The organism is Streptomyces sp. NPDC012510 (assembly GCF_042955065.1).
Classification (GTDB): Bacteria; Actinomycetota; Actinomycetes; order Streptomycetales; family Streptomycetaceae; genus Streptomyces.
Map to the genome: position 1 here is coordinate 423,847 of NZ_JBIBEN010000001.1, position 25,418 is coordinate 449,264.

Consider the following 25,418-nt stretch of genomic DNA (forward strand, 5'->3'; position numbering starts at 1 on the left):
TCGAAGATCGGCCACGGCGCCATCGGGGGCCGCGTCCGCCGGTTACAGGAGTCAGCTGACCTCCCGTCAACTTCCCTTGTACGGAACGTGAAAAGCGTGAACCATCCACTTAATGGAAGTTTAAAGCGCTGGCTGAAAACGCTGCCCGCCCGTCACTTCAGCATCTAGGCTGACGTCACCCCCGACCGAGCGATCCCGCCTCTTCGCCTCGCTCCGGCACCGGGGCAGCACTCGGGACACCCGTGACCGGCGGCCCGAGGGCGGGCCGTGGCTCCGGGAGATCCGGAGTTCCTGGGGGAACGGTCACCGGGAGCCGCCCGGATCAGTCGGTCTCCCCCACCGCGGGCCGTTTCCCGCCCGTACTCACCGAACAGGCAGCCGAGGTCATGGAACCACTGGGCTCAGACGATCCCGAGGAGCTAGGTCCCTACCGTCTCGTGGCCCGGCTCGGCGCGGGAGGCATGGGACGGGTCTATCTCGCGCGGTCCCCCGAAGGGCGAACCGTCGCGGTCAAGGCCATCCGTCCCGAGCTGATGGGGGACAAGAACTTCCGCATCCGCTTCCGCCGGGAGGTGGAGGCCGCCGGGGCCGTCGGCGGCAGATACACCGCGCCCGTGGTGGACGCCGACCCCGAGGCCCCCGTCCCGTGGCTGGCCACGGCCTACATCGCCGGCCCCACCCTGGCCGAGGCGGTCGCCGCGCACGGCCCACTGCCGGTGGACTCGGTGCTCGTGCTGGGCGCGGGCATAGCCGAGGCGCTGATCTCGGTGCAGGCGGCCGGGCTGGTGCACCGCGACCTCAAGCCGTCCAACGTCCTGCTGGCCGCCGACGGTCCCCGTGTGATCGACTTCGGCATCGTGCGCGCGAGCGACGGCTACGACCTCACCCGCTCCGGCGCCCTCTTCGGCTCCTTCGAGTACATGTGCCCCGAGCAGGCCACGGGCGAGCCGCTGGGCCCCGAGGGCGACATCTTCTCGCTCGGCTCGGTCCTGACGTTCGCCGCGGCCGGGCACGCTCCGTTCAACGGCAGCGCGGCGGCCACGCTCCTCTACCAGGTCGTGCACAGCGCACCCGATCTGACAGGCGTGCCCGAACCCCTCGACAAGATCATCAACCTCTGTCTCGCCAAGGACCCCCGGCTGCGGATCACCCCGGACAAACTGGCCGCCGCCTGCGCGCCCGGCGGGGTGGAGCAGTGCACGGGCGACGACTGGCTGCCGCCTTGGGTGGCCTCCTCCATCGCGCTCCGCGCGGCGGCGGTCAGGACGCTCGAGATCGCGCCGAACAGCCCGGCCTCGTTCGCCTCGACCGCGACGGATCCGAAGCCGGACGTGTACGGCGACGACCAGGCCCCCGACCGTTGCGACCAGGACCGGGCACGGCACGGCCACAGCACGGACCGTCCGGCGTACGACCACGGCACGGACCGCGTCGCCGAGTACGGCCACACCGAGGGCCCGCGGACGGACGACCTCCAGCCGGACCGGGCCACGTACGACGCCCGCCCGGACGGCGCCGCGTACGACTTCGCGCCGGACCGGGCCGCCTACGACTTCCAGCCCGAGCGCGCCGCGTACGACTTCCAGCAGGACAGCGCGCCGAACGCCACGGCGACCCCGTCGGCGTGCGCCTCCGGCCCCTACGACCGCTCCGGGCGCCCCGGCCCGCAGGCCGACGGGTCGGCCTGCGGGCCGGCTGAGCCGGAGCCCTCCGCCGGTGCCGAGCCGTACTCCCCTCCCGAGGAGCCGCGGCCCTACCGCGCCGGCTCCACCGGTCACCGCCGCGCGGCCTCCCGGTCCGGTCCGTCCCGGCGTTCGGTCCTCGCGGTGTCGGCGGGCGCCGCCGCCGTCGCCACCGGCGCCGCCCTGGTGCTCGCCCGCCGGAAGGAACCGGCCGTCCGGTCCGTGAAGCCGGCGGGTCCGGCCCCGAAGCCGCTGTGGACCTACCGCGGCGGCCCGCTTCTCCAGGCACCGGCCGTCTTCCACGAAGGAACGGCCCTGGTGAAGACCCGCCCGGGTGACATGGTCTGTCTCGACCTCAAGGACGGCACCCGGCCGAAGTGGGTCTACGAGGGCATCAGCCAGTCCCCCACGCCGACCGTGCTGGCCTTCGACGCCGCGATCGCGCTCGGTGAGGGGTCGACCGTGATCGGAGTCGACCCGGTCGACGGAACGGAACGTTTCACCATCGACTTCGGGCCGGACTTCCGGTTCAACACCCTGCTCGGCAACATCGACGACCGGGCGATCTCCGTCATCGGCGTCGGCCTGCGGCGCGAGTCCGACGAGCAGGGAGTCGCCACGTCCACGGACACGGTGTTCGGTGTCGACCTCGCGGCCCGTCTGGCCGAGGTCATCCCCATCAGCCCGGAGGACGTCGGCATCCGGCTGGCGCCGGTCATCGTCCCCGGTTACTTCGTCTACGCCGACGGTCTGCGCAATGTCACCGTCCGCAGCACCGACAGCTCCGGCGTCCTGTGGCGGCACCCCGTCGGCTACGACCTGCGGCCCGGCCTCGCCGTGCTCAACCGCACGGTGTTCACCATCGGCCAGGAGCTGGAGGCCCTGGACATCGCCACGGGCAGGCTCCGCTGGCGGGTGAAGCCCGAACGCGGCATGTTCGCCTCCCTCGGCGCCTACGGCAACACGATCTACGTCACCGGAACGGACCCTTACGGCGTGTACGCCTTCAACGCCGGGACCGGAGCCCGCCGCTGGTTCTGCCCCACCCCGCGTCTGAACACCGACCGGCCGGTCACCGCCGGCGCCGACGCCGTCTACGTCCCCGCCTACAAGAACAGGAACGGCTTCTACGCCATCGGCGCCGCCGGGGGCGGACTGCTGTGGAACTTCACGGACGGCCTGGAGACCGGCGTCAACGACTGGCAGCTCGCCTGCGCACCCTCCGGCGTCCTGGTAGCCCAGCACTACGACCGTACCTACGGCCTGCCGACGCCCTGACGCCACTACGGCCGTTCCCGATATTCCGCTCGCCCCGGCCGAACCGGCGACCTACCCTCGCCCCATGAACAAGCCCCTCGTCGCCATCCTCAGTGGCGCAGGCATCTCCACCGACTCCGGCATCCCCGACTACCGGGGCCCGAACGGGCTGTGGCGGCGGGATCCGGAGGCGGAGAAGCTGGTGACGTACGAGTACTACATGGGCGATCCGGAGATCCGACGGCGTTCGTGGCAGATGCGGAGGCAGAACCGGACCCTGCGGGCGGAGCCCAATGTGGCGCACCGGGCGGTGGCCGAGCTGGAGCGGTCCGGGGTGCCGGTGCGGGTGATCACGCAGAATGTCGACGGGCTGCACCAGCTCGCCGGGATGCCGGCCCGCAAGGTCCTCGAACTGCACGGCACGGCCCGGGAGTTCGTGTGCACCGAGTGCTCTGCCCGCGGGTCGATGGCGGATGCCCTCGCCCGTGTCGAGGCCGGTGAGGACGATCCGCCGTGCCTGGAGTGCGGGGGCGTGCTGAAGTCGGCGACGGTGATGTTCGGCGAGCGCCTGGACCCCGTCGTGCTCGGGGAGGCCGTCGCGATCACCAAGGCCTGTCAGATCTTCGTCGCCGTGGGCACCAGCCTCAAGGTCCAGCCCGCCGCCGGGCTCGCTGGTGTCGCGGCCGACCACGGGGCACGGCTGGTCATCGTCAACGCCGAGCCGACCCCGTACGACGAGATCGCCGACGAGGTGATCCGCGAGCCCATCGGCACCGCGTTTCCGACGGTGCTGCGCGGGATCGGCGCGGCGAGCGCCTGAGGGCCGGAGAGGGAGCGGTGCCGCACGCTCCGCCGGAATCAGAAGAGAGCCGTTCCCCGTTCGAAGTCCAGCAGGCGCTGTTTGCGCTCCACGCCGCCGCCGTATCCGGTGAGGCTGCCGTCGGAACCGACCACGCGGTGACAGGGGACGATGATGCCGACGGGGTTCTTGCCGTTGGCGAGGCCGACCGCGCGCGAGGCCTTCGGGTTGCCCAGGGCGTGGGCGAGGTCACCGTACGAGCGGGTCTCGCCGTAGGGGATCCGCACGAGCTGTTCCCAGACGGCGCGCTGGAACGGGGTGCCGTGGAGTCGGAGTTCGAGGGTGAACTCCTTCAACTCGCCCGCGAAATAGGCCGTGAGCTGTTCCTCCGCCGTGGCGAAGAGGGTGTCGTCGCGGGCGCCGAAGCTCTCCTCCGCCGGGCGGTGGCGCTGCCGGGTCATGTAGAGGCCGCACAGGACACCGTCGTCGGCGACGAGGGTGAGGGGGCCATAGGGACTGTCGATGACGGTGTGCCGCCTCAGTCGCGGTACTTGACGCACCTGGTGCACTCGCTGTGCTTGCCGCACCTTCTCCACCTGCCGCACTTGATTTCGCTGTTCCATGGGAGGTCCTTGGTCCTTGGTTGGTTGGTTGGTTGGTTGGTCGATGATGGCCGAACCGGTCTATATGGGCAGGAAGTTGATGGGGTGGCTGTCCGTCGCCCACAGGTACTGGACCGCGTACGCCCGCCACGGCCGCCAGGCCGCCGCGCGGGCCGTGAGCGCGGCCGGGGTGGACGGCAGGCCCAGCTCCTTCGCGGCGCGCCGGATTCCGAGATCGCCGGGAAGGAAGGCGTCGGGGTCACCGAGGGCGCGCATCGCGATGACCTCGACGGTCCAGGGGCCGAAGCCCGGGAGGGCGAGGAGCCGGGCGCGGGTCTCCGCCCAGTCGCTGTCGACGCCCAGGTGCAGCTCTCCGTCGGCGAGTTGTCGCACGAGTGTGGTGAGGGTGGACCGGCGGGTGCGGGGCATCGCGAGCGTCTCGGGGTCGACGTCCGCCAGCGCCTCGGGGGAGGGGAAGAGGTGGGTGAGGCCGCCCTCGGGGTCGTCGACGGGCTCGCCGTGGGCGGTGACCAGCCGGGCCGCGTGGGTACGGGCCGCGGCCGTGGACACCTGCTGACCCAGCACCGCCCGTACGGCGAACTCGGCCTCGTCGACGGTACGCGGCACCCGGCGGCCGGGCGCCTTGTCCACCAGCGGCGCGAGCTCCGGATCGGTGCGCAACTGCTCGTCGACGGCGACCGGGTCGGCGTCCAGGTCGAGCATGCGACGGCAACGGCTGATGGCGACGGGCAGGTCGCGCGGATCGCTGAGGGTGAGGCGGCAGGCGATGTGGTCGGGCTCCGGCGTGAGGCCCACGATGCCGTGGCCGTGGGGGAGGCGGAGCGTGCGCCGGTACGCGCCGTCGCGCCACTCCTCCACGCCGGGGACGGCGGTGGCCGCGAGGTGGCCGAAGAGGTTGTCGGGGTTGAGCGGGGCCCGGAAGGGCAACCGGAGACTCAACGCCCCCGCGGTGCCGGGGGAGTCGGAGCGCTGCCGGGCGGATCGTGTGGCCCGTTCGCGCAGTTCGCTCGGCGACAGAGCGAAGACCTCCCGCACGGTGTCGTTGAACGTCCGGATCGAGGCGAACCCGGCGGCGAACGCGATCTCCGCCATCGGCAGCGCGGTCGTCTCGATCAGCAGCCGCGCGGTCTGCGCCCGCTGTGCGCGGGCCAGCGCCAGCGGGCCCGCCCCCAGCTCGGCCAGCAACTGCCGTTCGATCTGCCGCGTGCTGTAGCCGAGCCGCCGGGCCAGCCCCGGCACGCCCTCCCGGTCCACCACCCCGTCCCCCAGCAGCCGCATCGCCCGCGCCACCAGATCGGCCCGCTGATCCCACTCGGGTGACCCGGGAGTGGTGTCCGGCCGGCACCGCTTGCACGCCCGGAAACCGGCCTGCTGACACGCCGCCGCGCTCGGGTAGAACGTCATGTTCTCCGCCTTCGGCGGCACCACCGGACAGCTCGGCCGACAGTAGATCCGCGTGGTCACCACCGCCGTGAAGACCCACCCGTCGAACCGAGCGTCCTTCGACCGCACGGCCCGCACACACCGTTCCGTATCCCTGTACATCCCGTTCCGCATGCCTCAAGCATCGGGGAGGGGAGGGCGTGGGGCTGGCGGGAATTCGACATCAGCGTGGTGTGACCTGCTACTGCCCCTCAGGCCGCTCGCTCCGCCCTCCCCCACGCGGATTCCCGAAGCAACCGCAGCCCATTGAGCCCCACCAACACCGTCGACCCCTCGTGCCCGGCCACCCCGAGGGGCAAGGGCAGATGCCCCACCAGATCCCACACCACCAGCACCGCGATGCAGACACCGGCGATCACCAGGTTCTGCACCACCAACCGCCGAGCCGCCCGCGACAACCGCACCACCGCCGCAATCGCGCCCAGCTCGTCCCTCACCACCACCGCGTCCGCCGTCTCCAGCGCGAGATCGGACCCGGCCCGCCCCATCGCGACACCGGAGTGCGCGGCGGCGAGCGCGGGCGCGTCGTTGACGCCGTCCCCGACGAACAGCACCTTGCGGCCCGCCCCCTGGAGCTCTCGTACGGCCTCCACCTTGTGCTCCGGCAGCAGCTCCGCCCGCACATCGGTGATTCCGGTGGCGTCCGCCACCTGCGCGGCCGTACGCCTGTTGTCGCCGGTCAGCAGGACGGCGGACGCACCGGTCACGTCGGTGAGCGCCGTCACCGCGGCGGGCGCGTCGTGGCGCAGCCGGTCGGTGAGGGTGAGCGTGCCGACGGCGACCCCGTCCCGCTCGACGAGGACGGTCGTACCGCCGTCGGCACCCTCCCCGTACTCCCCCGGGCGCCCCACCGCCACCACGCATCCCTCGACGGTGGCCCGCACGCCCCGGCCGGGCATGGCCGAGAAGTCCTCGGCGGCGGCCGGGCGCAGCCCCCGCGCACCGGCGGCCGCCACCACCGCTCGGGCCAGCGGGTGCTCGCTGGGGTGCTCGGCGGCCGCCGCCAGCGCCAGCAGCCCGTCCTCGTCGAGTCCGGAGCCCGGCAGGGGCCGTACGGCCGTGACCTCGGGTGTGCCCTCCGTGAGCGTGCCGGTCTTGTCGAGGGCGACGGCATCGATCTCGCCGAGGCGTTCCATCGCGACGGCGGACTTGACGAGGACACCATGGCGGCCGGCGGTGGCGATGGCGGAGAGCAGCGGCGGCATGGTGGCGAGGACGACCGCGCACGGCGAGGCGACGATCATGAAGGTCATGGCGCGGAGCAGGGCGTCCGTGAGGTCCTCGCCGAAGGCGAGCGGGACGCCGAAGACGGCGAGCGTGGCGACGACGATCCCAACCGCGTACCGCTGTTCGATCTTCTCGATGAAGAGCTGGGTCGGTGCCTTGGTGCGGGAGGCCTCCTCGACGAGGCTGACGATACGGGCGATCACGGAGTCGGCGGGGTCGCGCTCGACGCGGACGCGCAGCGCGCCGGTGCCGTTGAGGGTGCCCGCGAAGACCTCGTCGCCCGGGGCTTTGGGAACGGGCAGCGGTTCGCCGGTGATGGTGGCCTGGTCGGCCTCGCTCTCGCCCTCCAGGACCTGCCCGTCGGCGCCGATGCGCTCCCCGGGACGGACCAGCACCACGTCGCCTACGGCGAGCCGGTCCGTCGGCACGGTCTCCTCGGTGGCGCCGTCCGCCGACAGCCGGGTGGCCGTGGTGGGCGCGAGGTCGAGCAGTCCCCGTACGGAGTCCTCCGTGCGGGCCGTGGCCAGGGCTTCGAGGGCACCGGAGGTGGCGAAGATGACGATCAGCAGGGCGCCGTCGAGGACCTGGCCGATCGCGGCCGCTCCGAGGGCCGCGACGATCATCAACAGATCGACGTCCAGGCTCTTCTCCCGCAGCGCCCGCAGCCCTTCGAGGGCGGGCTCCCAGCCGCCGGCCGCGTACGCGAGCACATAGAGCGGGCCGTACAGCCAGGCGGAGACGCCGGCGATGTCCAGCGGGAACGCGAGCAGGAAGGCGACGGTCGACGCCAGCGCCCAGCGGGCCTCGGGCAGGGCGAGGACGCGGGTACGGCGGCGGGGGGCCGTCGTGGCGGGCGTACGGCGGGTGGGTGAAGGCGCGAGGGTGACAGACACGCGGCCCACCATACAGGAACACATGAAGACTCATTCATGCCTTCATGTGCGATGGGTAAGATACTCGCCATGGGTCATGGAGCCGTCACCGCAGCGCAGGACGCCACGCAGGACGCCGCCGCCCGCGTGCGCCTGGACGCGGGCAACGTCGCCAAGGTGGCCACCACCCTCCAGGCCCTCTCCACCCCGTCCCGGCTGCTGATCCTGGCCCGGCTGCGCGAGGGCCCGCTCCCGGCGACCGAGTTGGCCGCCGAGGTCGGGATGGAACAGTCCGCCTGTTCCCACCAGTTGCGCCTGCTACGCAACCTCGGCCTGGTCGTGGGCGAGCGGCGGGGCCGTTCGGTGGTGTACGCGCTGCACGACCACCATGTCGCCGAGCTGCTGGACCAGGCCGTCTACCACGTGGAGCACCTGAGGCTGGGGATCAGCGACGTGCCGGACGGCGACTGAGTCCCGGTCGAGTGGGCGGGCCGCGACGCGGTCACGTCGCGGGCAGCGCCGGCACCGAGGGGGCAGCGCCGCCGGGAAGGCCGGTGACCAGGCCGGGCGCCGGCTGCAGCAGCCCCGTGACGACTCCGAGGACCGGGGCGAGCAGACCGGTGACCGCGTCCAGTACGGCTCCCAGGTCGAGCGAGGTCAGCGCCTCGATCAGGCCGTCGAGCGCGGACTGCAGGGCGGCCAGCAGGTCCGTGACCGGGTCGGCCGCCGCGACGGCGCGCCCGGAACCGGCCGGGGCCGCCGCCTCCAGTTTCTGCAACCGCTGCTGAACGGCGGCGTGGGCCGCCCGCAGCGCCCTGACGTGCCGGTCCGCCTCGGTCGCCTCGTCGAGTTCGTCGGCGTCCAGCCCGGCCACGGTGGTCAACTCGTTCAGCAGCGGGGCGAGTACGTCGTCCTCGTCCATCTGGTCGAGCAGTTTCAGCCGGCCCAGCAACTCGTCCGCGTCGGTTCCGGACAGGTCGACGCCCGTGTCGGTGTCCGTGTCGGTGTCCGTGTCCACGCCCGTGTCGGCGTCCGTGCCCCCGACGGCGCCCGTATCCGTGCCCGGGACGATGCCCGTACCCGTGCCCGTGCCCGTGCCCGTGCCCGTGCCCGGGACGATGCCCGTACCCGTGTCGGCGTCGATGTCGAGGTTCGCGAACAGCCCGTCCAGGTGTAGGTCGAGCCTGGCGAAGAGCGCGTCCAGTTCGGCCTCCTCCTGGGCGACGAGCGCCTCCGTGTCGGCCTTTTCCTTCGCCACGAGCGCGTCGATCTGCGCCTCCAGCGTGGCGAAGAAGCCGTCCAGGTCGGGTTCGGGGACCGCGGCGCCCCCGGCAGAGGTGCGGTCCGGTGGCGTTCGGCCCGCGTCGACGGCTGCGGTGGCGGTGCCGACCGGCCCGAAGACCAGTGCCCCGCAGACCAGAGGCGGCAGGAGGAGACCACGGGAGACGAGGGCACGCATGCACGTTCCTTTCGAAGCATCTGTCCTTTGCGCTCACCGTGGGAGGCGCCACGGCCCGCCGCAACCGATCAAGGAACCGGCGCCCGACCCGCCTGCCACCCCACCGACGCTGCTGACCAGGCCGTTTCGCCCGGCAGGCGACTCCGCACGACTCCGTTCGCCACGCTAGGGCCGTTCGTCCGTCAGGGTGCGGGAGGAGGACACGCCAGGGCTCTTCCCGGCAGCCGGGCGCCCGGCGAAAGGAGGTGACGCCTCGTCGCCCCGGGTACGTGAGCGAGGCCGTGGTCGAGGAGCCGGTCGTCGCGGACTCGCCCGCCCTCATCGCCCGCCCTCATCGCCCGACAGGATCCCTCGGGCCGGTGAATCCATCGGTCATTCGGTCCCATGGAGTCTCGTTGTCGGGCGATGGCACCGGATCTTCGGGAGGGATTCCCCACGGGTGGTCACGCGCCGCCCGCTCCTCCCTGCCCACGCCACCACTGCCGATCGAGGAAATCATGGCAACGGACACCGAACCTGTCGCGCCGGTTCCAGCGGCGGAGCACCACGGTCGCGGACAGGTGATCGTCGCGTGGCTGACCACCACCGACCACAAGAAGATCGGCCACCTCTATCTGATCACCTCGTTCGGCTTCTTTCTGGTCGGCGGGGCGCTGGCGATGGCGATCAGAGCCGAACTGGCCAGGCCCGGAACGCAGTTGCTCTCCAACGAGCAGTACAACCAGGCGTTCACGATGCATGGCACGATCATGCTGCTGCTGTTCGCCACACCAACGTTCGCGGGGTTCGCCAACGCGATCATGCCGCTCCAGATCGGGTCGCCGGACGTGGCCTTCCCCCGGCTGAACATGTTCTCGTACTGGCTGTTCCTCTTCGGCGGCCTGATCGTGCTGGGCAGCCTGCTCACCCCAGAAGGCGCCGCGGACTTCGGCTGGACCGCCTACACCCCGCTCAGCGGTGGCGAACGCACCACTCAGGTGGGCGGCGACATGTGGACCATGGGGCTGGCGTTCGCCGGATTCGGCACGATCCTCGGCGCGGTCAACTTCGTCACCACGATTATCTGTATGCGCGCGCCGGGCATGACCATGTTCAGGATGCCGATCTTCACCTGGAACGTGCTGCTCACCTCGGTGCTGGTTCTGCTCGCCTTCCCCGTACTCGCGGCCGCGCTGTTCGCCCTGGAGGCGGACCGGAAGTTCGGCGCGCACATCTTCGACCCCGAGAACGGTGGGCCCATCCTGTGGCAGCACCTCTTCTGGTTCTTCGGGCACCCCGAGGTCTACATCCTCGCCCTGCCGTTCTTCGGCGTCGTCACCGAGATCCTGCCGGTGTTCTCCCGTAAGCCGATCTTCGGGTACATGGGGCTGGTGGGCGCCACCATCGCCATCACCGGCCTTTCGGTGACCGTCTGGGCGCACCACATGTTCGCCACCGGTGCCGTGCTGCTGCCGTTCTTCGCCTTCATGAGCTTCCTGATCGCCGTGCCGACCGGGGTGAAGTTCTTCAACTGGATCGGCACCATGTGGAGGGGCTCGATCTCCTTCGAACCGCCGATGCTGTGGGCCGCCGGCTTCCTGGTCACCTTCCTCTTCGGCGGCCTGACCGGCGTGCTGCTCGCCTCACCGCCGATGGACTTCCACGTCACCGACAGCTACTTCGTCGTCGCCCACTTCCACTACGTGCTCTTCGGCACGATCGTCTTCGCCATGTTCGGCGGATTCAGTTTCTGGTGGCCCAAGATGACGGGCACCATGCTCGACCACCGCCTGGAGAAGATCCACTTCTGGACCCTGTTCGTCGGCTTCCACACCACCTTCCTCGTGCAGCACTGGCTCGGCGCCGAAGGGATGCCCCGCCGCTACGCCGACTATCTGGCCGCCGACGGTTTCACCGCCCTCAACACCCTCTCCTCCATCGGTTCGTTCCTCCTTGGTCTGTCCACCCTGCCCTTCCTCTACAACGTCTGGAAGACCGCCCAGAAGGGCGAGCGCGTCGAGGTCGACGACCCCTGGGGCTACGGTCGCTCCCTGGAGTGGGCGACCTCGTGCCCGCCGCCCCGCCACAACTTCGTCACCCTGCCGCGCATCCGCTCCGAATCCCCGGCCTTCGACCTGCACCACCCACGGCTGGCGAAGATCGAATACCGGCAGCACAGCGGGAAGCGGGACGTTCTGGACGCCGAGAGCCACACGGACGAACCGCGGTGAGGGGCGAGACGGGGCAGGCCTCGCACGACGAAAGCGCGCTGGCCGACGCGGTCGAGGGCTACGTTCTCGCCCGGACGCACATCGAGGAGGCACACCGGGAGGCCGAGGACCTCTGTGCGCGGATGCCCTGGCTCACGGCCGCCCAGGCGGAGGACATCACACGGCACTACGTCCGGCAGCGCGTCGACATCACGCGGCGCATGCTGCTGGCGACGACGGAACGGGCCGCCGGCCTGCGCCGGGAGTACGACGACCGCTATGCCGTGCTCCGGCGCGACCTGCTCCGACGCCACGCGGCGTGCGCCTCGGCCGTCCTCGCCTGCGCCGGAGCGATCAGCACCCTGGCCTGCCTGCTCACCCGCTAACGCCCCAGGGCACCCTCGCTGGGAAGGGGGCCCACGCCGGTACGACGGCCCCGGCGGAGCGCCGCGTGGCGATGCCCGGGGCCCTTACCCACGAGCTCGCCGTACCGCTGTCAGGACCGACGAGCACCGATACCGTGTCAGGTGTACGAGCCGCATGCTCGAGCCGCCGGAGCAGAGCTCAGTCCTCAGGCCGTAGCGGGGACGGCCTCACTGGAACCTGTTTCACAAGTCGTCACGCCAGATGGAAGAGGAGCCGCTCAGTGATGTCACTCGCCCGCGTCCACAACTTCTCCCTCTCGCTCGACGGCTTCGCCACCGGTGAGGGCCAGAGCCGTGACGCACCGTTCGGCCACGCCGGTGAAAGGCTGCACGAGTGGATGTTCGCCACCCGGTGGTGGCACGAGAGGATGGGCCGGCCGGGCGGGACCGGCGGCCTCGACGACGCCTTCGTGCGGCGGTTCGATCCCGGGATCGGCGCGGAGATCATGGGTGCCGGGAAGTTCGGCCACCCCGGCTGGCACGAGGACCCGGAGTGGAAGGGGTGGTGGGGGCCCAACCCGCCCTTCCACACCCCGACCTTCGTCCTCACCCATCGCCCGCGCCCGTCGATCGAGATGGAAGGTGGCACGACGTTCCACTTCCTCGAGGCTTCGCCCGCCAAGGCGCTGGAGACGGCCCGCGAGGCTGCGGGCGGCCAGGATGTACGCATCGGCGGGGGGCCCACCGTGGTCCGCGACTTCCTCGCCGCCGGGCTCATCGACCACATGCACATCGTGGTGGTCCCGATCGTGCTCGGCCGAGGCGTACGCCTCTGGGACGGACTGGAGGACCTCGGGAAGGACTACGAGGTCGAGGCCGTCTCCTCGCCCGGTGGAGTCACGCATGTGACGTTCACCCGTGCGGGCCTGTGAAACGCCTCGGTCGGCGCCCCGGAGCGCGGCCCGGTATGACGGGGAGCCGCGCCGGCCGCGGCTCGGCCGCACCCCGGATCCCGACCGCCCGCCGGACGCACCGCACCCGTTTCGACGATGGCGGCGCTCAGGAAGTGGTCCAGCAGCGGGCGCAGGGCGTCGTCGAGTTGACGCGCGGCGCGGGTCGTGGCCGGTGAGTCGGGGCCCGATCGTTGGGGCTCGTAGTCGAGTTGGGGGACGTAGACGAGGGTGAGGTCCGGGTCGTGTTCGTCGAAGACCTGGCGGGCGGCACCGAGGATCCATTGGGTGGAGGGCATGCCGGCGTTGGGTCCCCAGTAGGTGAGGAGGGGGAACGTGCCCAGACGGTCGGTGAGTTCGTCGTGCAGGGACGGCGGCCAGGTGTAGGAGTCGGGCTCCTTGCTGCCGTCGGTGTCGTAGACCGGGCGGGCGGAATCAGGGAGCGTCATTCCGGAGGGAACCATGGCATACCAACCTGCGTAGGGATGGAGAGCTCGAAAAGAACAGTAACCAGGAGGGCGGATCAGGCCGTCGCGGCGCGGAGGAAGTCCAGGGAGCGGCGGGCCACTTCGGGGGCGTCGAGCGACCCGCCCTGGATCTCCACGGAGACCAGACCGCGGTGGTCGAGGTTCCGGAGGGCGGCGAGCACGGGCGGGAAGTCGATCTCCCCGGTGCCGAGTTCGAGGTGCTGGTGGACACCCCGCCGCATGTCCTCGATCTGCACGTTGAGCAGGCGCGGAGCGGCGAGGCGGACGCACTCCAGGACGCTCCGGTCCTCCACGCAGTGCGCGTGCCCGATGTCGAGGGTGATCCCGAACAATTCGTGCCCGCCAACCATCTCGGTGAGTTCCAGGCACCGTTCCACGGTGTCTACGAACATGTACGGCTCCGGCTCGAAGGCCAGCGAGACGCCGTGCTCCCCCGCCGTCTCCAGGACGGCCTCGACGCCCGCAGCGAGCCGCTTCCACGCGTCCCGCTCCGGCAGTCCGCCGTTCGGCGCGGGGCCGCTGCACAGGTGGACGGTGGGCGACCCGAGGTCGGCTGCGACACGTACGGCCCGCCGCAGCAGGTCGACCCGTTGCTCGGCGCCGTCCGACATGAGCGTCGGTTGGTGCTTGCCCCAGGGATCGAGGAGGTAGGGCGCGCCGGTCTCGACGGTCACGTCGAGGCCGTGCCGGGCCAGGTCCCGGGCGACCACGGCCACCTTCCGGGGCAGGTCGTCCGCGTACGGGTCGAGGTGGCCGTGGTCGAGGGTGAGCGCGACTCCGTCGTAGCCGAGGTCGGCGAGAACCGCGAGGACGTCACCGAGCCGGTGGTTGGTGAAGCCGTTGGTGCCGTAGCCGAATCTGAGAGGCGTGGTGGGGGGTCGGGTCATTCCGACTTTCCTCCTGCGGGAGGTAAGAGCTGCTCAGGTGGGGGATATGCGCCGGGCGAGCCGCCGCGCGAGGGGGTGGACGACGCCCAGGGCGGCTGCCGCGGCCGTGGCCCCGCTCCGTGCGGTCAGCGCCGCCTGCAGGGGCAGCAGCCCGAGGATCCCGGCCCCGACGGCACGCCGCACGTTCTCACCCGAGGGGTCCCGTATGGCACGGACCTGCGCCGTTCCGTAGCTGCCGAGGTAGGCGAGGGCTCCGGCGGCGACCACTGCGCCCCGCGTGACCACTGCGCCCCGCGCGGCGGCGGCGCCCGGGGCGGCGGTCGTTCCTGCGCGGTCCGGGCGCCGTACCACCGTTCCCGCACCGTCCGAGCGCCGTACCGCGTGCGCGAGGGCGACGCGGACGGCAGGGAGCGCCGTGGCGAGGGCGGTGGTGGTGGAGGCAGCGAGGGTCACGGCCAGCAGCCGGGCGGGGGCGCCGGAGACCTCGTGGCGGCTGAGGGCGGTCAGGGTGTAGGTATGGGCGCCGATCAGCGCGGCGGGGACGGCGCCGCGCCACAGGGCGGCGCCCGTTCCGCTCGTACGCTCCCGTCCGTGTCCGTGTCCGTGTCCGACGGCCAGCGCGCCCGCGAGGACGTCCAGCGAGCGTGCGGCGGCCATGGCGGCCGGGCCCGCCGGGGTGGACTTCAGCTTGAGGTCGTACGCCCAGACGGCACCGGCCAGGGGAAGCGCTCCCGCCAGGCTTCTGCGGCCCCCCGAGGCGGCGGCGAGCGCCAGGCCCCCGGCGGTCAGGGCACCGGCGACGGCCAGGGCGGTGCGACGCGGGACGCGGCCCGACGGGACGGGGCGCTCGGGGCGCTCGACCGCGTCGATCGTGGCGTCGGCGTAGTCGTTGAGGGCCATGCCGGCCCAGTAGAGGCAGACGGACGAACCCATCACGCCGAACGTCCGTACGCCCAGCGGGTTCCCGGCTGCAGCGGCGCCCGCGAGGACGTCACCCGGGACGCTCAACGCGGCCGGTGCCCGGACGAGTTGAGCGAGGTCGGCGAGGCGCACGGCAGGCCGTGAGCCGGAGCGCGGTACCGCTCTCCGAACTTCCATGTCGGCAACTTACCCACGCCACTTACTCATTGATATGGAGGATTTGTAAAGACCCTTGTCGATTTGTAGATTCGCCTTGCTTGGTAGGCGAATTGTCGAAGTGTCACAAATCATGCCGCAGCCGCCGCCACACCGCCTTGGCCGCGTTGTGGCCCGACATGCCGTGCACACCGGGGCCCGGCGGGGTCGCCGACGAGCAGATGAAGACCGCCGGGTGCGGGGTGTGGTACGGGAGGAGCGAGAGCTTGGGACGCAGCATCAACTGCAGGCCGGAGGCGGCGCCGCAGGCGATGTCGCCGCCCACGTAGTTCGCGTTGTGCGTGGCCAGTTCGGGCGGGCCTGCGGTCGCGCGGGCGAGGACTCGGTCGCGGAACCCCGGTGCGAAACGCTCCAGTTGACGTTCGACGGCGTCCGTGAGGTCGCCGGTCCAGCCGTTCGGCACATGGCCGTACGCCCAGAAGACGTGCTTGCCCTCGGGTGCTCGGCCGGGGTCGACGACACTGGGCTGCACGGTGATCAGGAACGGTGTGTCGGGGGCCCGGCCGTAGCGGGAGGCCGCGTCGAGCGCCGCGCCGATCTCCGCCTGGTTCGCCCCGACCTGGACGGTGCCGGCTCCGCGCGCCTCCTCGGCGGTCCACGGCACGGGGCCGTCCAGCGCGTAGTCGAGCTTGAAGACACTGGCGCCGTAGCGGTACGACGCGTAGTAGCTCCCGAAGCCCGCGATCCGGGCCAGGGCGGTGGGTGAGGTGTCGAAGACGTACGCGCGGGCGGGCGGCAGGTCGTCGAGGCGCTTGACCTCGTAGTCGGTGTGGACGGTGCCGCCGAGGTCCCTCAGATACGCGGCGAGCGCGTCGGAGATGGACTGGGAGCCGCCCCGGGCGACCGGCCAGCCGGCGGCGTGCGCGGCCAGCGCGAAGACCAGGCCGACCGCGCCGGTCGCGACCCCGCCGAGCGGGGCGATGACATGGGCGACGAGCCCGGCGAACAGTGCCTTGGCCTTCTCGTCCTTGAAGCGGCGCATCAGCCAGGTCGACGGCGGCAGCCCCACGAGTCCGAACCGGGCCAGGGTGACCGGGTCGCGGGGCAGCGCGGACAGAGGCAGCGACATGAAGTCCCGGGCAAGCGTGTCCCACTTGGGCAGGAACGGCTCGACCAGCCTGCGGTACGCGCCCGCGTCACGCGGCCCGAACGAGGCGGCCGTCTCCCCCACCGAGCGCGAGAGCACGGCCGCCGAGCCGTCGGGGAAGGGATGCGCCATGGGCAGGTCGGCGTGCAGCCACTCCAGGCCGTAGCGGTGGAGCGGCATCGCCTTGAACGCGGGCGAGTTGATGCCCAGCGGGTGCGCCGCCGAGCACGGGTCGTGGTGGAACCCGGGCAGGGTCAGCTCCGCGGTGCGGGCGCCCCCTCCCACGGTGCCCTTCGCCTCGAACACGGCCACGGAGAACCCGCGCCGGGCCAGCTCCACGGCAGCCGTCAGGCCGTTCGGCCCCGCCCCCACCACCACCGCGTCGAGCATCGACGGCACGTCCGGACCCCTTCGTCAGCCGATGTCCACCAAGCGCTGCCGCCGGACTCCCGTCCACCGGCACACCTGCGATCAGGATATGCCCGACCACCGACACCGACCGGCATGGGTGGGCCACGGCCGGGCAGTCCCGCGATCTTTCCGGTCAGGCTCCGCCCGAGAGCAGGCCCACCACACGGCGGGCCGTGGCCGCGTCCCGGGCGGCGGTGAACGGCAGGGCGTTGCCGCCGGTTATCCGGAACGGCTCGCCGGTGAGGGTCAGGTGGGCGCCGCCCGCCTCCTCGACGAGGAGGAGGCCTGCCGCGTGGTCCCAGGCGGCCTCCCAGGAGAAGGCGACCGCGTCCAGGCGTCCCCGGGCGATGGCGAGGTACTCCAGGCCGGCGGATCCGCAGGCACGCGGCGCGACACCGTCCGTCCAGAGGCCGAGCAGGGCCTCCTTCTGGTCGTCCGTCGTGTAGTCGGGGTGGGAGGTGGCGACTTCGAGATCACGGCCGGGGTCGGGCGAGCCGGCGTGCAGGGGCTCGCCGTCGAGCGTGGCTCCCCTACCGCGTACGGCCATGGCGAACCGGTCGAGAGCGGGGGCGTACGTCCAGGAGGCGCGCAGGACTCCGCCCTGGGCGAGGGCGACGAGGGTGCAGAAGCCGGGCTCACCGTGCACGAACTGCCGGGTGCCGTCCACCGGGTCGACGATCCAGACCGGTGCCCCGCCCTGGATCGCCTCGTACGACAGGGGGTTGGCGTGCACCGCCTCCTCGCCGACCACGACCGACCCGGGCAGCAGCGTGGGGAGTGCCTCGGTCAGAAACAGCTCGGCCTTGCGGTCCGCGTCCGTCACCAGGTCGTGCGGGCCGTTCTTCTGGTCGACCTCGTGGGCGGCGAGCTGCCGGAAGCGCGGCATGATCTCCGTGGCGGCGGCCTTGCGGAGCGCTTCCTCGACGTCCGAGCCGTGCCGGGCGAGAAACCCGTCGATGGTTCCGTTGTCCTCGATCATGGCTCCATGACAGCACGCGCCACTGACAATCCCCGCCCCTCCGGTGCATTCGGTATGGAATCGCCATGAACGCCCGGGGTGGCCGGTGCTCCGGCCCTGCCACCCGCCGTCCCCGCCTTAGCGTCCGACCGCGTACCCCTGCGTCCCGCGCGGGTTCGCCGCCGCCGACAGCACGCCGGTCCGCGGGTCCCGTGCGACGGCGCACAACCGGCCCTCGGACCAGGCCTCGCCGACGGTGACGTCATGGCCGCGCCGGCGCAGCTCCTCGACGACCTCCCCGGGCATCCGGGACTCGACCGTGATGCTGCCGGGGCGCATGCCGCGCGGGTAGAAGGAGCCGGGGAAGCTGTCGTTGTGCCAGTTCGGGGCGTCGATCGCGCCCTGGAGGTCGAGACCGCCACGGACCGGCGGGCGGAGGGCGACCGCGAGGAAGAAGTGCAGCTGCCACTGGTCCTGCTGGTCGCCGCCGGGCGTGCCGAAGGCCATGACCGGCACACCGTCGCGCAGCGCCAGCGACGGGGTGAGCGTGGTGCGTGGCCGGCGCCCGGGGGTGAGGGAGTTGGGCAGTCCCTCGTCCAGCCAGGCCATCTGAAGCCGGGTGCCGAGCGGGAAACCCAGTTCGGGCACCACCGGGTTGGACTGCAGCCAGCCCCCGCTGGGTGTGGCCGCGACCATGTTGCCCCAGCGGTCGACGATGTCGAGGTGGCAGGTGTCGCCGCGGGTGCTCCCGTCCGCCGCGGTCTCGGGCTCCCCCGGCACCGGTGAGCGGGGGCTCTTGGCGACGGTGGGCTCGCCGACTCCCCCGAGTGCCTTCGCGACGGTCGGCTCACCGGTCCCCAAGGCATTGAACCCTGGCTCCTCGGTGGCCACCGTGCACGCGTGGACACTGAGCCGCGGGGTACGGCCGCCGGGGTTGCCGGGCCGCAGCTCGTGGGACGCCGCCCCGTCGACGAGGGCCCGCCGGACGGCGTTGTACTCGTCGGACAGCAGCTCGGCGACCGGTACCGGCGCCGCGTCCCCGTACCAGGCCTCGCGGTCGGCCATGGCGAGCTTGCAGCCCTCGACGAGGAGGTGCACGTACTCGGCGGACCCGTACGCGGGCATCTCGGAAGGCAGCAGGGCGAGTTGCTGGAGGAGCACCGGGCCCTGGCTCCAGGGGCCCGCCTTGCACAAAGTCCAGCCGTTCCAGTCGTACGTCGCCGGGGCCTCGTAGGACGCGGACCAGTCGGCGAGGTCGGCCAGGGTGAGCGTTCCGGTGTGCCGTTCGCCGCTGGTGTCCAGGGTCGGCCGCCCGGCCTGGCGGACGAGGGCCTCGGCGATGAAGCCGGAGCGCCACACCTCGCGGGCCGCCTCGATCCGGGCCTCCCGGTCCCCGGCCCCCTCGACCTCGGTGAGCAGCCGCCGCCAGGTCGCGGCCAGGGCCGGGTTGCGGAACAGTTCGCCGGGCCTGGGCGCCCGCCCGTCCGGCAGGTACACCCGCGCCGAGGAGACCCATTCCTCCTCGAAGAGTGCACGCACCGACTCGACCGTCGCCCCCACGTTCTCCACGGGCGCGTGACCGTCCTGCGCGTATCCGATGGCGTACTTCAGGACGTCGGCCAGGTCCTTGGTGCCGTGATCGCGCAGGAGCAGCATCCAGGCGTCGAACGCGCCCGGGACGGCCGCCGCCAGCGGTCCCGTGCCGGGCACGAGGTCGAGCCCGAGCCCTCGGTAGTGCTCGGCCGAGGCACCGGCGGGCGCGACGCCCTGTCCGCACAGCACCCGGACCTCGCCGCCCGCCGGGGCGAGGATGATCGGCACCTCGCCCGCGGGCCCGTTGAGGTGCGGTTCCACGACGTGCAGGACGAAGCCCGCCGCCACGGCCGCGTCGAAGGCGTTGCCTCCGTCCTCCAGCACCGCCATCGCCGACTGCGAGGCCAGCCAGTGGGTGGAGGACACCATGCCGAAGGTGCCCTGGAGGGTGGGGCGGGTGGTGAACATACGACCTCTCACCTCGCTGTATCCGCGCGTCGGCCGGGCCTGCCGGCCCTCGCCCGAGCGGGTCGGCTCTCGGAACCGGGGCCCCCGGGCAGGATCCGGGAAGGGCTCGCCCCCGGGCTCGCGGACACCGGCCATGCGGCTCGGGCCAGGGTAGTCGCCCCGTCGCGGGTCCCTCCGACCCGGGCCGCGACGCCGTCCTCCTGGCGGACGGCGGCCGGGTCCAGGCGCGTGGCGGGGGCAGCTCCCGCCTGGCTCCACCAGCACCGAGGTCCCGTACGACCAGCACCGAGGTCCCGTACGACGCCCGGCCACCGGGCGTCGTCTCCCTGTCGGTCAGCCGGGCCAGGGTTCCGGGTCCCTGAGCGACCGGGCCGAGCCGGCCGGCGGTGCCTCACCTCCCCGGGTCACCGGGCAGGGCCGGGGATGGGGCGGGCCCTACCGTCCGGGGCGTCGAGGGTCGCGGTCGTAGACGATCAGGCCGTCCTCGCGCAGGCGTGCCCCGGCCGTGGGCCTGTGCTCGCTGAGCCGCCCGTCGTGTGCGAGGTGGAGCACCGGGACCCTCCGGGCGACAACGACGAAGTCGGCGATGATCCGCCGGTGACAGCGCCACCACAGCGTCTCACCGCACATCACCGCGGTACGCATCGTCGCCGTCCGCCTCAGCAGGTCGTCGATCGCGGTGAGGAAGTCGGCGCTTCGCGCATGTCCGGCGTACCCCCTGAAGGAGACGTTCTCCCAGAACACGTCCGGCGAGTCCGGCGCGGGCCTGCGGAAGCCGCCGAGTCTCTTCTCCCAGCGATAGGCGATCCCCTGTTCCGGCATCCAGTCCTGGAGCAGCGCCCTGTTCACATCCGCGTTCCGTCGACTGCCGGGGGCGGTGCGCACGTCGACGACCGCCGCCACCCCGGCGCCGTGCAGGAGGGCGGTCAACCGCTCACGGCCCGCGGTGCCGTGCCCGAACGTCAGAAGAGGCTCAGTCATGCGTCGGCCCCCTGTGCGTACGACAGCGTGCCCGCGTCGGGAGGACGCCCCTCCCGGCAACCTCGAAGCCGGGGCCGCTCCTGCCGGAGCCCACCCGGAACCGCGCCCGGAAAGGGAACTTCCCAACCAAACTACCCGCTTCGCCGGGTGACGGTCGCGTCGTAGTGGTCCTGGCGATCGTTGAGCGGGCCGGCGGCTTCGGTATGTCGTGCTCGGCCCTCCGGCAGCAGGGAGTGCGCGGCTTCGAGTGCGCGGGCGAGCAGGTGCGCCCGCCCGGCGACGATGGGGCTGAGCACGGCCAGGACGAGGACGTAGCTGGCGATGAACGGGGCGAGGCGGCCGTCGAGTCCCGCGGTGGCGGCCATGGCGGCCAGGACCAGAGCGAACTCACCACGCCCCAGGAGCGTGGTGGCGATGTTCGCGGTGGGCCGGGGCCCGTACTGGTACAGACGAGCCGCGAACAGTCCCGCGGCCACGTTCATGGCGACGGTGAGTGCCACCGCCGCGGTGACCGGACCGGCTACGGAGGCGATGTCCGCCGGGTCCACGGCCAGACCGAAGGCGAAGAAGAAGATCGCGGCGAAGGCGTCACGCAGCGGATGCACGAGTTCACGGATCCGGGGCCCGGAGGGGGTTCCGGCGAGGATCAGGCCGACCATGAAGGCACCGATGGCGTCCACCACTCCCAGCACCTCCGAAATGCCGGCGACGAGAATCGCGGCGCCCAGGAAGCTGATGACCAGCAGTTCGTTGTCGCGCACCGCGATCAGGCGTCCGATCAGGCGGGTGCCGTAGCGCGCCGCGACGGCCAGCACCATCAGGAAGCCGAACGCCTTGGCCGCCTGGAGGATCGTTTCCGTGATGCCCTGGGCGCCGCTGATGACGGGTTGGAGCGCGGCGAGATACAGGGCGAGGAAGATGTCCTCCACGACGGTGACGCCCAGGATGAGCCGGGTCTCCGGGCGAGCGATACGGCCGGAGTCCACGAGGATCTTGGTGACGATCGCGGAGGAGGAGATACCCAGGACACCCGAGAGGACCAGGGCTTCGCGTGCCCCCCATCCCAGGGCGAACCCGAACCCCAGGCCCGCGCCGACGTTCAGCAGCAGGTAGGTGCCGCCGGCTGCCAGCAGGCGCCTGCCGCCGCTTCTGAGGTCGTCCAGTTGGAACTCGAGGCCGAGGTAGAACAGCAGGAGCACCAGACCGAGCGCGGAGAGCATCTCGAAGTCGTGCGCGTCCTCGACGAGGACCGGGCCAGGGGTGTGAGGGCCGAGCAGAATGCCGGCGAGCATGAACAGTGGGATGGTCGGCAGGCCGATCCGGCTGCCGAGGCGGGCGAAGACGGCGGCGGCCAGGAAGGCGCCGCCCATCGCGAGCAGGGTGTCGGCATGCCCCACGGGTCACCACCTTCCACAGGGGACGGACAGGGCGGACACGTGCGCGTCCGGGTACACGTCCGCGTAAGCGTCACGGACTCCTACGCAGACCGGACACATCCCCCTTCTCTTCCGGCTTGTCAGGCACCGTGGGGCGCTCCTCGGGGGTGACCGCCGCCGGCGGGGGTCACCTCGGGTAAGGGGACGCCGGGGTGGTCCGGGTCAGGGGGCGGCGCGAGCAGATGGGCCGCCATGCCGGCCGTCACGAGGCCGGAGGCGAGGAGCAGGCCCTGCGGCAGCACCACGCCGGTGACCAGCATCGCCATCGAGACGGCCAGCAGCGCCCAGGCCGGTCCCCGCCGTCCGCGGTGGCCGCGCGGTGGACCAGGTCGCCCCGGTTCCGAACCGCGGGCCGAACGAGGGTCGCTGTGCCGCGTACGGGTTTCAGGGGTGTGCGACTGGTGAGGCATGCCTCCTCCTTCCGGAGCCGGCAGGTCGGGGGTCTCTTCACCGTCACACGCGGCGTGGGCCCTCACCATCGGGCCCAGCACCCATTTCTGCACGTACTCGGCCCCCATGCCGGGCCCATGACCGGGTCGCCGGAAACCGTCCGCGTCCATCGCCCGCGTCCGTCGTCCGCGTCCGTCGTCCTGGCTCAGCGTCCGGCCCCGCACACCCGGTGTCCGGGACGCGACCAGGCCGTATGCACGGGTGCGTGACCACCGAGACGGGGCCCGTGCCCGCTGACGGTCGGCCGACCCGGGCGGCGAGGGTGGCGGGCGAACGGGAACCGTGCCGGTGCACACGGTGGTCGCCGTGCCGGGCCCCGGTGGGAAGCAAGTGCTCCGTGATGTCGCTGGACTCCGCTGCCCGCGCCGGCTCCGCTGCCGGAACACCTCGGACCGACGCCGCCTACGCCGGTTCCGGACGGGCACGTACGGCATCTGCCGCGGTTCGGGACAAGAGTGGCGGTGGCCTACGCGGTTCGGGACAAGAGTCGCGGTGGCCTACGGCGACGGACGCTCACCGAGGGTGGCACGAGGGCTGGGCGCCAGGACGTGGCGGACGGCCGAGTGCCTGTCATCGGCGTGTGGTGCATCGCCGCCGCCCGCGCGCGGGACGGTCCGCGCGGGACGTGCCATGAGCCGTTCCCCTTCTCGGCGTCGGCGTCGGTGGTGCTCGAGCGGAAGCCCGGTGTGGCGGGAGCGCCGGTGTCCCGGCCGGAGGGCCGCCCGAACCCCGAAGCAGCCGGAAGGCCCGTAGGCCTCAGGGTTCGATCAGGCCGGCGCGGATGGCGTAGCGGGTGAGTTCCAGACGGTCGCGCAGGCCGAGTTTGTGCAGCAGGTTGGCCCGGTGCCGGTGGACGGTCTTGATGCTGATGAAGAGCATGTCGGCGATCTCCTTGGACGAGTGGCCCTCGGCGACGAGCTTGAGCACCTCCTCCTCCCGGGGCGTGAGGACCTGCTCGGGTGGTTCCTCGCCGTGGCGGACGCGGTCGAGGTAGTTGCGGATGAGGGCGGTGACCGCGCCCGGGTAGAGGAAGGGCTCGTCGCGCATGGCGGCCCGGCACGCGGCGACCAGGTCGCGGTCGGCCACGGACTTCAAGACGTATCCGCTGGCTCCGGCCCTCAGGGCCTGGAAGAAGTACTGCTCGTTGTCGTGCATGGTCAGCATCAGCACACGTAGGTCCGGCTGCCGTGCGATGAGTTCGCGGGCAGCCTGCAGACCGGTCATGCGGGGCATGGCGATGTCCAGCACGGCGAGGTCGACCTCATGGGTGCGGGCCAGGGCGATGGCCTCCGCGCCGTCACCGGCCTCGGCGACGACCTCGAGGTCCGGCTCCTGGTCGAGAATGAGCCGCACGCCGCGCCGCACCAGGGCATGGTCGTCGGCGAGGAGGATGCGGATCGTGGACGACGCGTCGGTCGTGGTCATGGCTGCTTCCTCGGAACGGGCACGGTCAGCCGGACCTGCGTACCGGCCTGCGGCTGGGAGGTGACATCCAGAGTGGCCCCGATCAGCAGGGCCCGCTCGCGCATCCCGCGGATCCCCGCTCCCTCACGCGCCACCCCTGTGCCCCGCCCGTCGTCCGTGACGGCCAGCACCACCGTCCCGTCTCCGGGCCGAAGGCTCACCTCCACCCGGTCGGCCTCGGCATGGCGAGCCACGTTGGTCAGCGCCTCCTGGGCGACGCGGTACAGCACCAGTTCGCTCTCCTGATCCAGCGCGGGCAGGCCCGAGCCGAAGCCGCGCACCACCCGCAACCCGGTGTGGGTGGCGAACTCGGTGGTCAGTGAGGTGAGGGCGCTGACCAGGCCGAGATCCTCCAGGACGCCCGGTCGCAGCCGGCGCACCAGGCGACGTACCTCGTCCAGGCTCTCCCGGGTGATCTCCTGCGCCTGGCGCAGCTCACCGCGCAGCGGCTCGTCCGCCTGGTCCGCCGCCCTCTTCAGCCCCAGCAGGACGGCGGTCATGCTCTGGCCGACCTCGTCGTGGAGTTCCTGGGCGACACGGCGGCGCTCGGCCTCCTGCGCCAGCAGGGCACGGGCGCTGCTGGCGGCCCGCTCGTGCTCCAGTCTCTCCAGCATGGCGTTGAAGGCGCGGATCAGCTCGGTGGTCTCACCCCTGCCGTGCACAGTCAGCCTCTGCCCGGGACGCAGCAGATCGACGGTGGTCATCAGCTTCGTGAGCCGGTCCAGGGGTGCCAGACCGATCCGCAGCAGGGCCGCGTTCGCGATCAGCATGACCACCAGGCCGCCCACGAGAATGACCGCCTCGGTCAGCAGGACCGGTACGGAGACCGTCACCGGAGCCCACAGCAGCAGCGCGGTCGCGGTCCCCAGCACCACGGCGTTGAGGGCGAAGATCCGCCAGAACAGGGACACCGTGATGACGCCTTCCTCTTCGTGACACGGTTCTGTCTCCACTGTCGGTCACCGCGCACCCGGGCATGAGCTGCGGTCACTCCTCGGACCGGCCCGCTGCCAGCCTGCCCGCCCCCCGCTGATCCGTCGATGGGTCGCGATGCCCATTTCCGGGCCGGCCCTGCCCGGCCACGGTGGACTCCCGGACCGGCCCCGGATGGGTACCACGCCCGATGGGTTTCCCTCAGCGCATCGGCCAGGGTGAAGGGCATGACCACCCCACCGTGGTCTCCCGCTCCGGTCCCCGGCGTGGTGTCCCGCCCCCGTTCCCCATGGTCTGCCGCTCCCGTCCCCGGCGGGGC

General features: G+C 72.0%; 21 protein-coding genes. 6 read left to right on the top strand and 15 right to left on the bottom strand.

The features are described 5' to 3' along the window. The first annotated feature begins 386 nt into the window (after positions 1–386). On the top strand, positions 387–2,960 hold the full coding sequence (locus ACFY9I_RS01880) for a PQQ-binding-like beta-propeller repeat protein (protein WP_390995176.1): 2,574 nt from the start codon (positions 387–389) through the stop codon (positions 2,958–2,960). 64 nt (positions 2,961–3,024) lie between these two features. Further along, positions 3,025–3,759, top strand: a complete 735-nt coding sequence (locus tag ACFY9I_RS01885) for a Sir2 family NAD-dependent protein deacetylase (RefSeq protein ID WP_390995178.1) — start codon at positions 3,025–3,027, stop codon at positions 3,757–3,759. A gap of 38 nt (positions 3,760–3,797) precedes the next feature. Here the strand turns inward: ACFY9I_RS01885 and ACFY9I_RS01890 are convergent, their stop codons facing one another. The 3 genes from ACFY9I_RS01890 to ACFY9I_RS01900 all read right to left on the bottom strand — a co-directional run bounded on the left by ACFY9I_RS01890 (position 3,798) and on the right by ACFY9I_RS01900 (position 7,936). Next, entirely contained in the window at positions 3,798–4,280 is a 483-nt protein-coding gene (locus tag ACFY9I_RS01890) for a methylated-DNA--[protein]-cysteine S-methyltransferase (protein ID WP_390995726.1), read from the bottom strand. Positions 4,281–4,421: 141 nt separating this feature from the next. Further along, on the bottom strand, positions 4,422–5,906 hold the full coding sequence (locus ACFY9I_RS01895) for an AlkA N-terminal domain-containing protein (RefSeq protein WP_390995729.1): 1,485 nt from the start codon (positions 5,904–5,906) through the stop codon (positions 4,422–4,424). Between the two features lie 89 nt (positions 5,907–5,995). After that, the gene (locus tag ACFY9I_RS01900) at positions 5,996–7,936 is read right to left on the bottom strand and encodes a heavy metal translocating P-type ATPase (protein ID WP_390995181.1); all 1,941 of its coding nucleotides are present in this window, start codon (positions 7,934–7,936) and stop codon (positions 5,996–5,998) included. 57 nt (positions 7,937–7,993) lie between these two features. Between ACFY9I_RS01900 and ACFY9I_RS01905 the strand changes: the two genes are divergently transcribed. Beyond that, complete coding sequence (locus ACFY9I_RS01905) at positions 7,994–8,374, top strand: metalloregulator ArsR/SmtB family transcription factor (protein WP_390995184.1); 381 nt, start codon at positions 7,994–7,996, stop codon at positions 8,372–8,374. Between the two features lie 31 nt (positions 8,375–8,405). On the opposite strand, the gene ACFY9I_RS01910 is transcribed toward ACFY9I_RS01905, so the two are convergent. Continuing rightward, positions 8,406–9,362 (bottom strand): hypothetical protein, encoded by a 957-nt coding sequence (locus tag ACFY9I_RS01910; RefSeq protein WP_390995186.1) that lies wholly within the window; start codon positions 9,360–9,362, stop codon positions 8,406–8,408. 497 nt (positions 9,363–9,859) lie between these two features. On the opposite strand from ACFY9I_RS01910, the gene ctaD reads away from it, so the two are divergent. The 3 genes from ctaD to ACFY9I_RS01925 all read left to right on the top strand — a co-directional run bounded on the left by ctaD (position 9,860) and on the right by ACFY9I_RS01925 (position 12,848). Beyond that, positions 9,860–11,572 carry a cytochrome c oxidase subunit I gene (gene ctaD, locus ACFY9I_RS01915; RefSeq protein WP_390995189.1) on the top strand — a complete coding sequence of 571 codons (1,713 nt, stop codon included), beginning with the start codon at positions 9,860–9,862 and terminating at the stop codon, positions 11,570–11,572. Next, complete coding sequence (locus ACFY9I_RS01920) at positions 11,569–11,937, top strand: hypothetical protein (protein WP_390995192.1); 369 nt, start codon at positions 11,569–11,571, stop codon at positions 11,935–11,937. The genes ctaD and ACFY9I_RS01920 overlap by 4 nt, the downstream gene beginning before the upstream one ends. A 263-nt stretch (positions 11,938–12,200) precedes the next feature. Beyond that, a complete protein-coding gene (locus ACFY9I_RS01925; RefSeq protein ID WP_390995194.1) occupies positions 12,201–12,848 on the top strand; it encodes a dihydrofolate reductase family protein in 648 nt (215 codons plus the stop codon). Here the strand turns inward: ACFY9I_RS01925 and ACFY9I_RS01930 are convergent. From ACFY9I_RS01930 to ACFY9I_RS01980, 11 genes are all read right to left on the bottom strand, one after another. Next, positions 12,779–13,315: an alkaline phosphatase family protein gene (locus ACFY9I_RS01930; protein WP_390995196.1), complete on the bottom strand. Its 537-nt coding sequence runs from the start codon at positions 13,313–13,315 to the stop codon at positions 12,779–12,781. The genes ACFY9I_RS01925 and ACFY9I_RS01930 overlap by 70 nt on opposite strands. Before the next feature lie 74 nt (positions 13,316–13,389). Then, on the bottom strand, positions 13,390–14,241 hold the full coding sequence (locus ACFY9I_RS01935) for a TIM barrel protein (RefSeq protein WP_390995199.1): 852 nt from the start codon (positions 14,239–14,241) through the stop codon (positions 13,390–13,392). A 33-nt stretch (positions 14,242–14,274) separates the two neighbouring features. After that, a complete protein-coding gene (locus ACFY9I_RS01940; RefSeq protein WP_390995201.1) occupies positions 14,275–15,339 on the bottom strand; it encodes an SCO3242 family prenyltransferase in 1,065 nt (354 codons plus the stop codon). 103 nt (positions 15,340–15,442) lie between these two features. Further along, positions 15,443–16,855: an FAD-dependent oxidoreductase gene (locus ACFY9I_RS01945; protein ID WP_390995732.1), complete on the bottom strand. Its 1,413-nt coding sequence runs from the start codon at positions 16,853–16,855 to the stop codon at positions 15,443–15,445. A gap of 154 nt (positions 16,856–17,009) precedes the next feature. Beyond that, complete coding sequence (locus tag ACFY9I_RS01950; protein WP_390995203.1) at positions 17,010–17,855, bottom strand: inositol monophosphatase family protein; 846 nt, start codon at positions 17,853–17,855, stop codon at positions 17,010–17,012. A 117-nt stretch (positions 17,856–17,972) separates the two neighbouring features. Then, positions 17,973–19,835 (bottom strand): gamma-glutamyltransferase, encoded by a 1,863-nt coding sequence (locus ACFY9I_RS01955; RefSeq protein ID WP_390995206.1) that lies wholly within the window; start codon positions 19,833–19,835, stop codon positions 17,973–17,975. A gap of 435 nt (positions 19,836–20,270) precedes the next feature. Beyond that, entirely contained in the window at positions 20,271–20,816 is a 546-nt protein-coding gene (locus tag ACFY9I_RS01960; protein WP_390995209.1) for a DUF488 family protein, read from the bottom strand. 131 nt (positions 20,817–20,947) lie between these two features. Beyond that, positions 20,948–22,213: a cation:proton antiporter gene (locus ACFY9I_RS01965; RefSeq protein ID WP_390995212.1), complete on the bottom strand. Its 1,266-nt coding sequence runs from the start codon at positions 22,211–22,213 to the stop codon at positions 20,948–20,950. 119 nt (positions 22,214–22,332) lie between these two features. Continuing rightward, on the bottom strand, positions 22,333–22,662 hold the full coding sequence (locus tag ACFY9I_RS01970) for a hypothetical protein (protein WP_390995215.1): 330 nt from the start codon (positions 22,660–22,662) through the stop codon (positions 22,333–22,335). Between the two features lie 796 nt (positions 22,663–23,458). Further along, positions 23,459–24,127: a response regulator gene (locus ACFY9I_RS01975; RefSeq protein WP_390995217.1), complete on the bottom strand. Its 669-nt coding sequence runs from the start codon at positions 24,125–24,127 to the stop codon at positions 23,459–23,461. Further along, entirely contained in the window at positions 24,124–25,077 is a 954-nt protein-coding gene (locus tag ACFY9I_RS01980) for a histidine kinase (protein WP_390995220.1), read from the bottom strand. Before ACFY9I_RS01980 ends, ACFY9I_RS01975 begins: the two co-directional genes overlap by 4 nt. Positions 25,078–25,418: the final 341 nt, after the last annotated feature.

Bases quoted from the DNA above. Each gene is read 5' to 3' on its own strand.
- ACFY9I_RS01880 (WP_390995176.1), top strand. From the start codon at position 387: ATGGAACCACTGGGCTCAGACGATCCCGAGGAGCTAGGTCCCTACCGT.
- ACFY9I_RS01885 (WP_390995178.1), top strand. From the start codon at position 3,025: ATGAACAAGCCCCTCGTCGCCATCCTCAGTGGCGCAGGCATCTCCACC.
- ACFY9I_RS01895 (WP_390995729.1), bottom strand. From the start codon at position 5,906: ATGTACAGGGATACGGAACGGTGTGTGCGGGCCGTGCGGTCGAAGGAC.
- ACFY9I_RS01900 (WP_390995181.1), bottom strand. From the start codon at position 7,936: ATGGTGGGCCGCGTGTCTGTCACCCTCGCGCCTTCACCCACCCGCCGT.
- ACFY9I_RS01905 (WP_390995184.1), top strand. From the start codon at position 7,994: ATGGGTCATGGAGCCGTCACCGCAGCGCAGGACGCCACGCAGGACGCC.
- ACFY9I_RS01910 (WP_390995186.1), bottom strand. From the start codon at position 9,362: ATGCGTGCCCTCGTCTCCCGTGGTCTCCTCCTGCCGCCTCTGGTCTGC.
- ctaD (WP_390995189.1), top strand. From the start codon at position 9,860: ATGGCAACGGACACCGAACCTGTCGCGCCGGTTCCAGCGGCGGAGCAC.
- ACFY9I_RS01925 (WP_390995194.1), top strand. From the start codon at position 12,201: ATGTCACTCGCCCGCGTCCACAACTTCTCCCTCTCGCTCGACGGCTTC.
- ACFY9I_RS01930 (WP_390995196.1), bottom strand. From the start codon at position 13,315: ATGACGCTCCCTGATTCCGCCCGCCCGGTCTACGACACCGACGGCAGC.
- ACFY9I_RS01935 (WP_390995199.1), bottom strand. From the start codon at position 14,241: ATGACCCGACCCCCCACCACGCCTCTCAGATTCGGCTACGGCACCAAC.
- ACFY9I_RS01940 (WP_390995201.1), bottom strand. From the start codon at position 15,339: ATGGAAGTTCGGAGAGCGGTACCGCGCTCCGGCTCACGGCCTGCCGTG.
- ACFY9I_RS01945 (WP_390995732.1), bottom strand. From the start codon at position 16,855: ATGCTCGACGCGGTGGTGGTGGGGGCGGGGCCGAACGGCCTGACGGCT.
- ACFY9I_RS01950 (WP_390995203.1), bottom strand. From the start codon at position 17,855: ATGATCGAGGACAACGGAACCATCGACGGGTTTCTCGCCCGGCACGGC.
- ACFY9I_RS01955 (WP_390995206.1), bottom strand. From the start codon at position 19,835: ATGTTCACCACCCGCCCCACCCTCCAGGGCACCTTCGGCATGGTGTCC.
- ACFY9I_RS01960 (WP_390995209.1), bottom strand. From the start codon at position 20,816: ATGACTGAGCCTCTTCTGACGTTCGGGCACGGCACCGCGGGCCGTGAG.
- ACFY9I_RS01970 (WP_390995215.1), bottom strand. From the start codon at position 22,662: ATGCCTCACCAGTCGCACACCCCTGAAACCCGTACGCGGCACAGCGAC.
- ACFY9I_RS01975 (WP_390995217.1), bottom strand. From the start codon at position 24,127: ATGACCACGACCGACGCGTCGTCCACGATCCGCATCCTCCTCGCCGAC.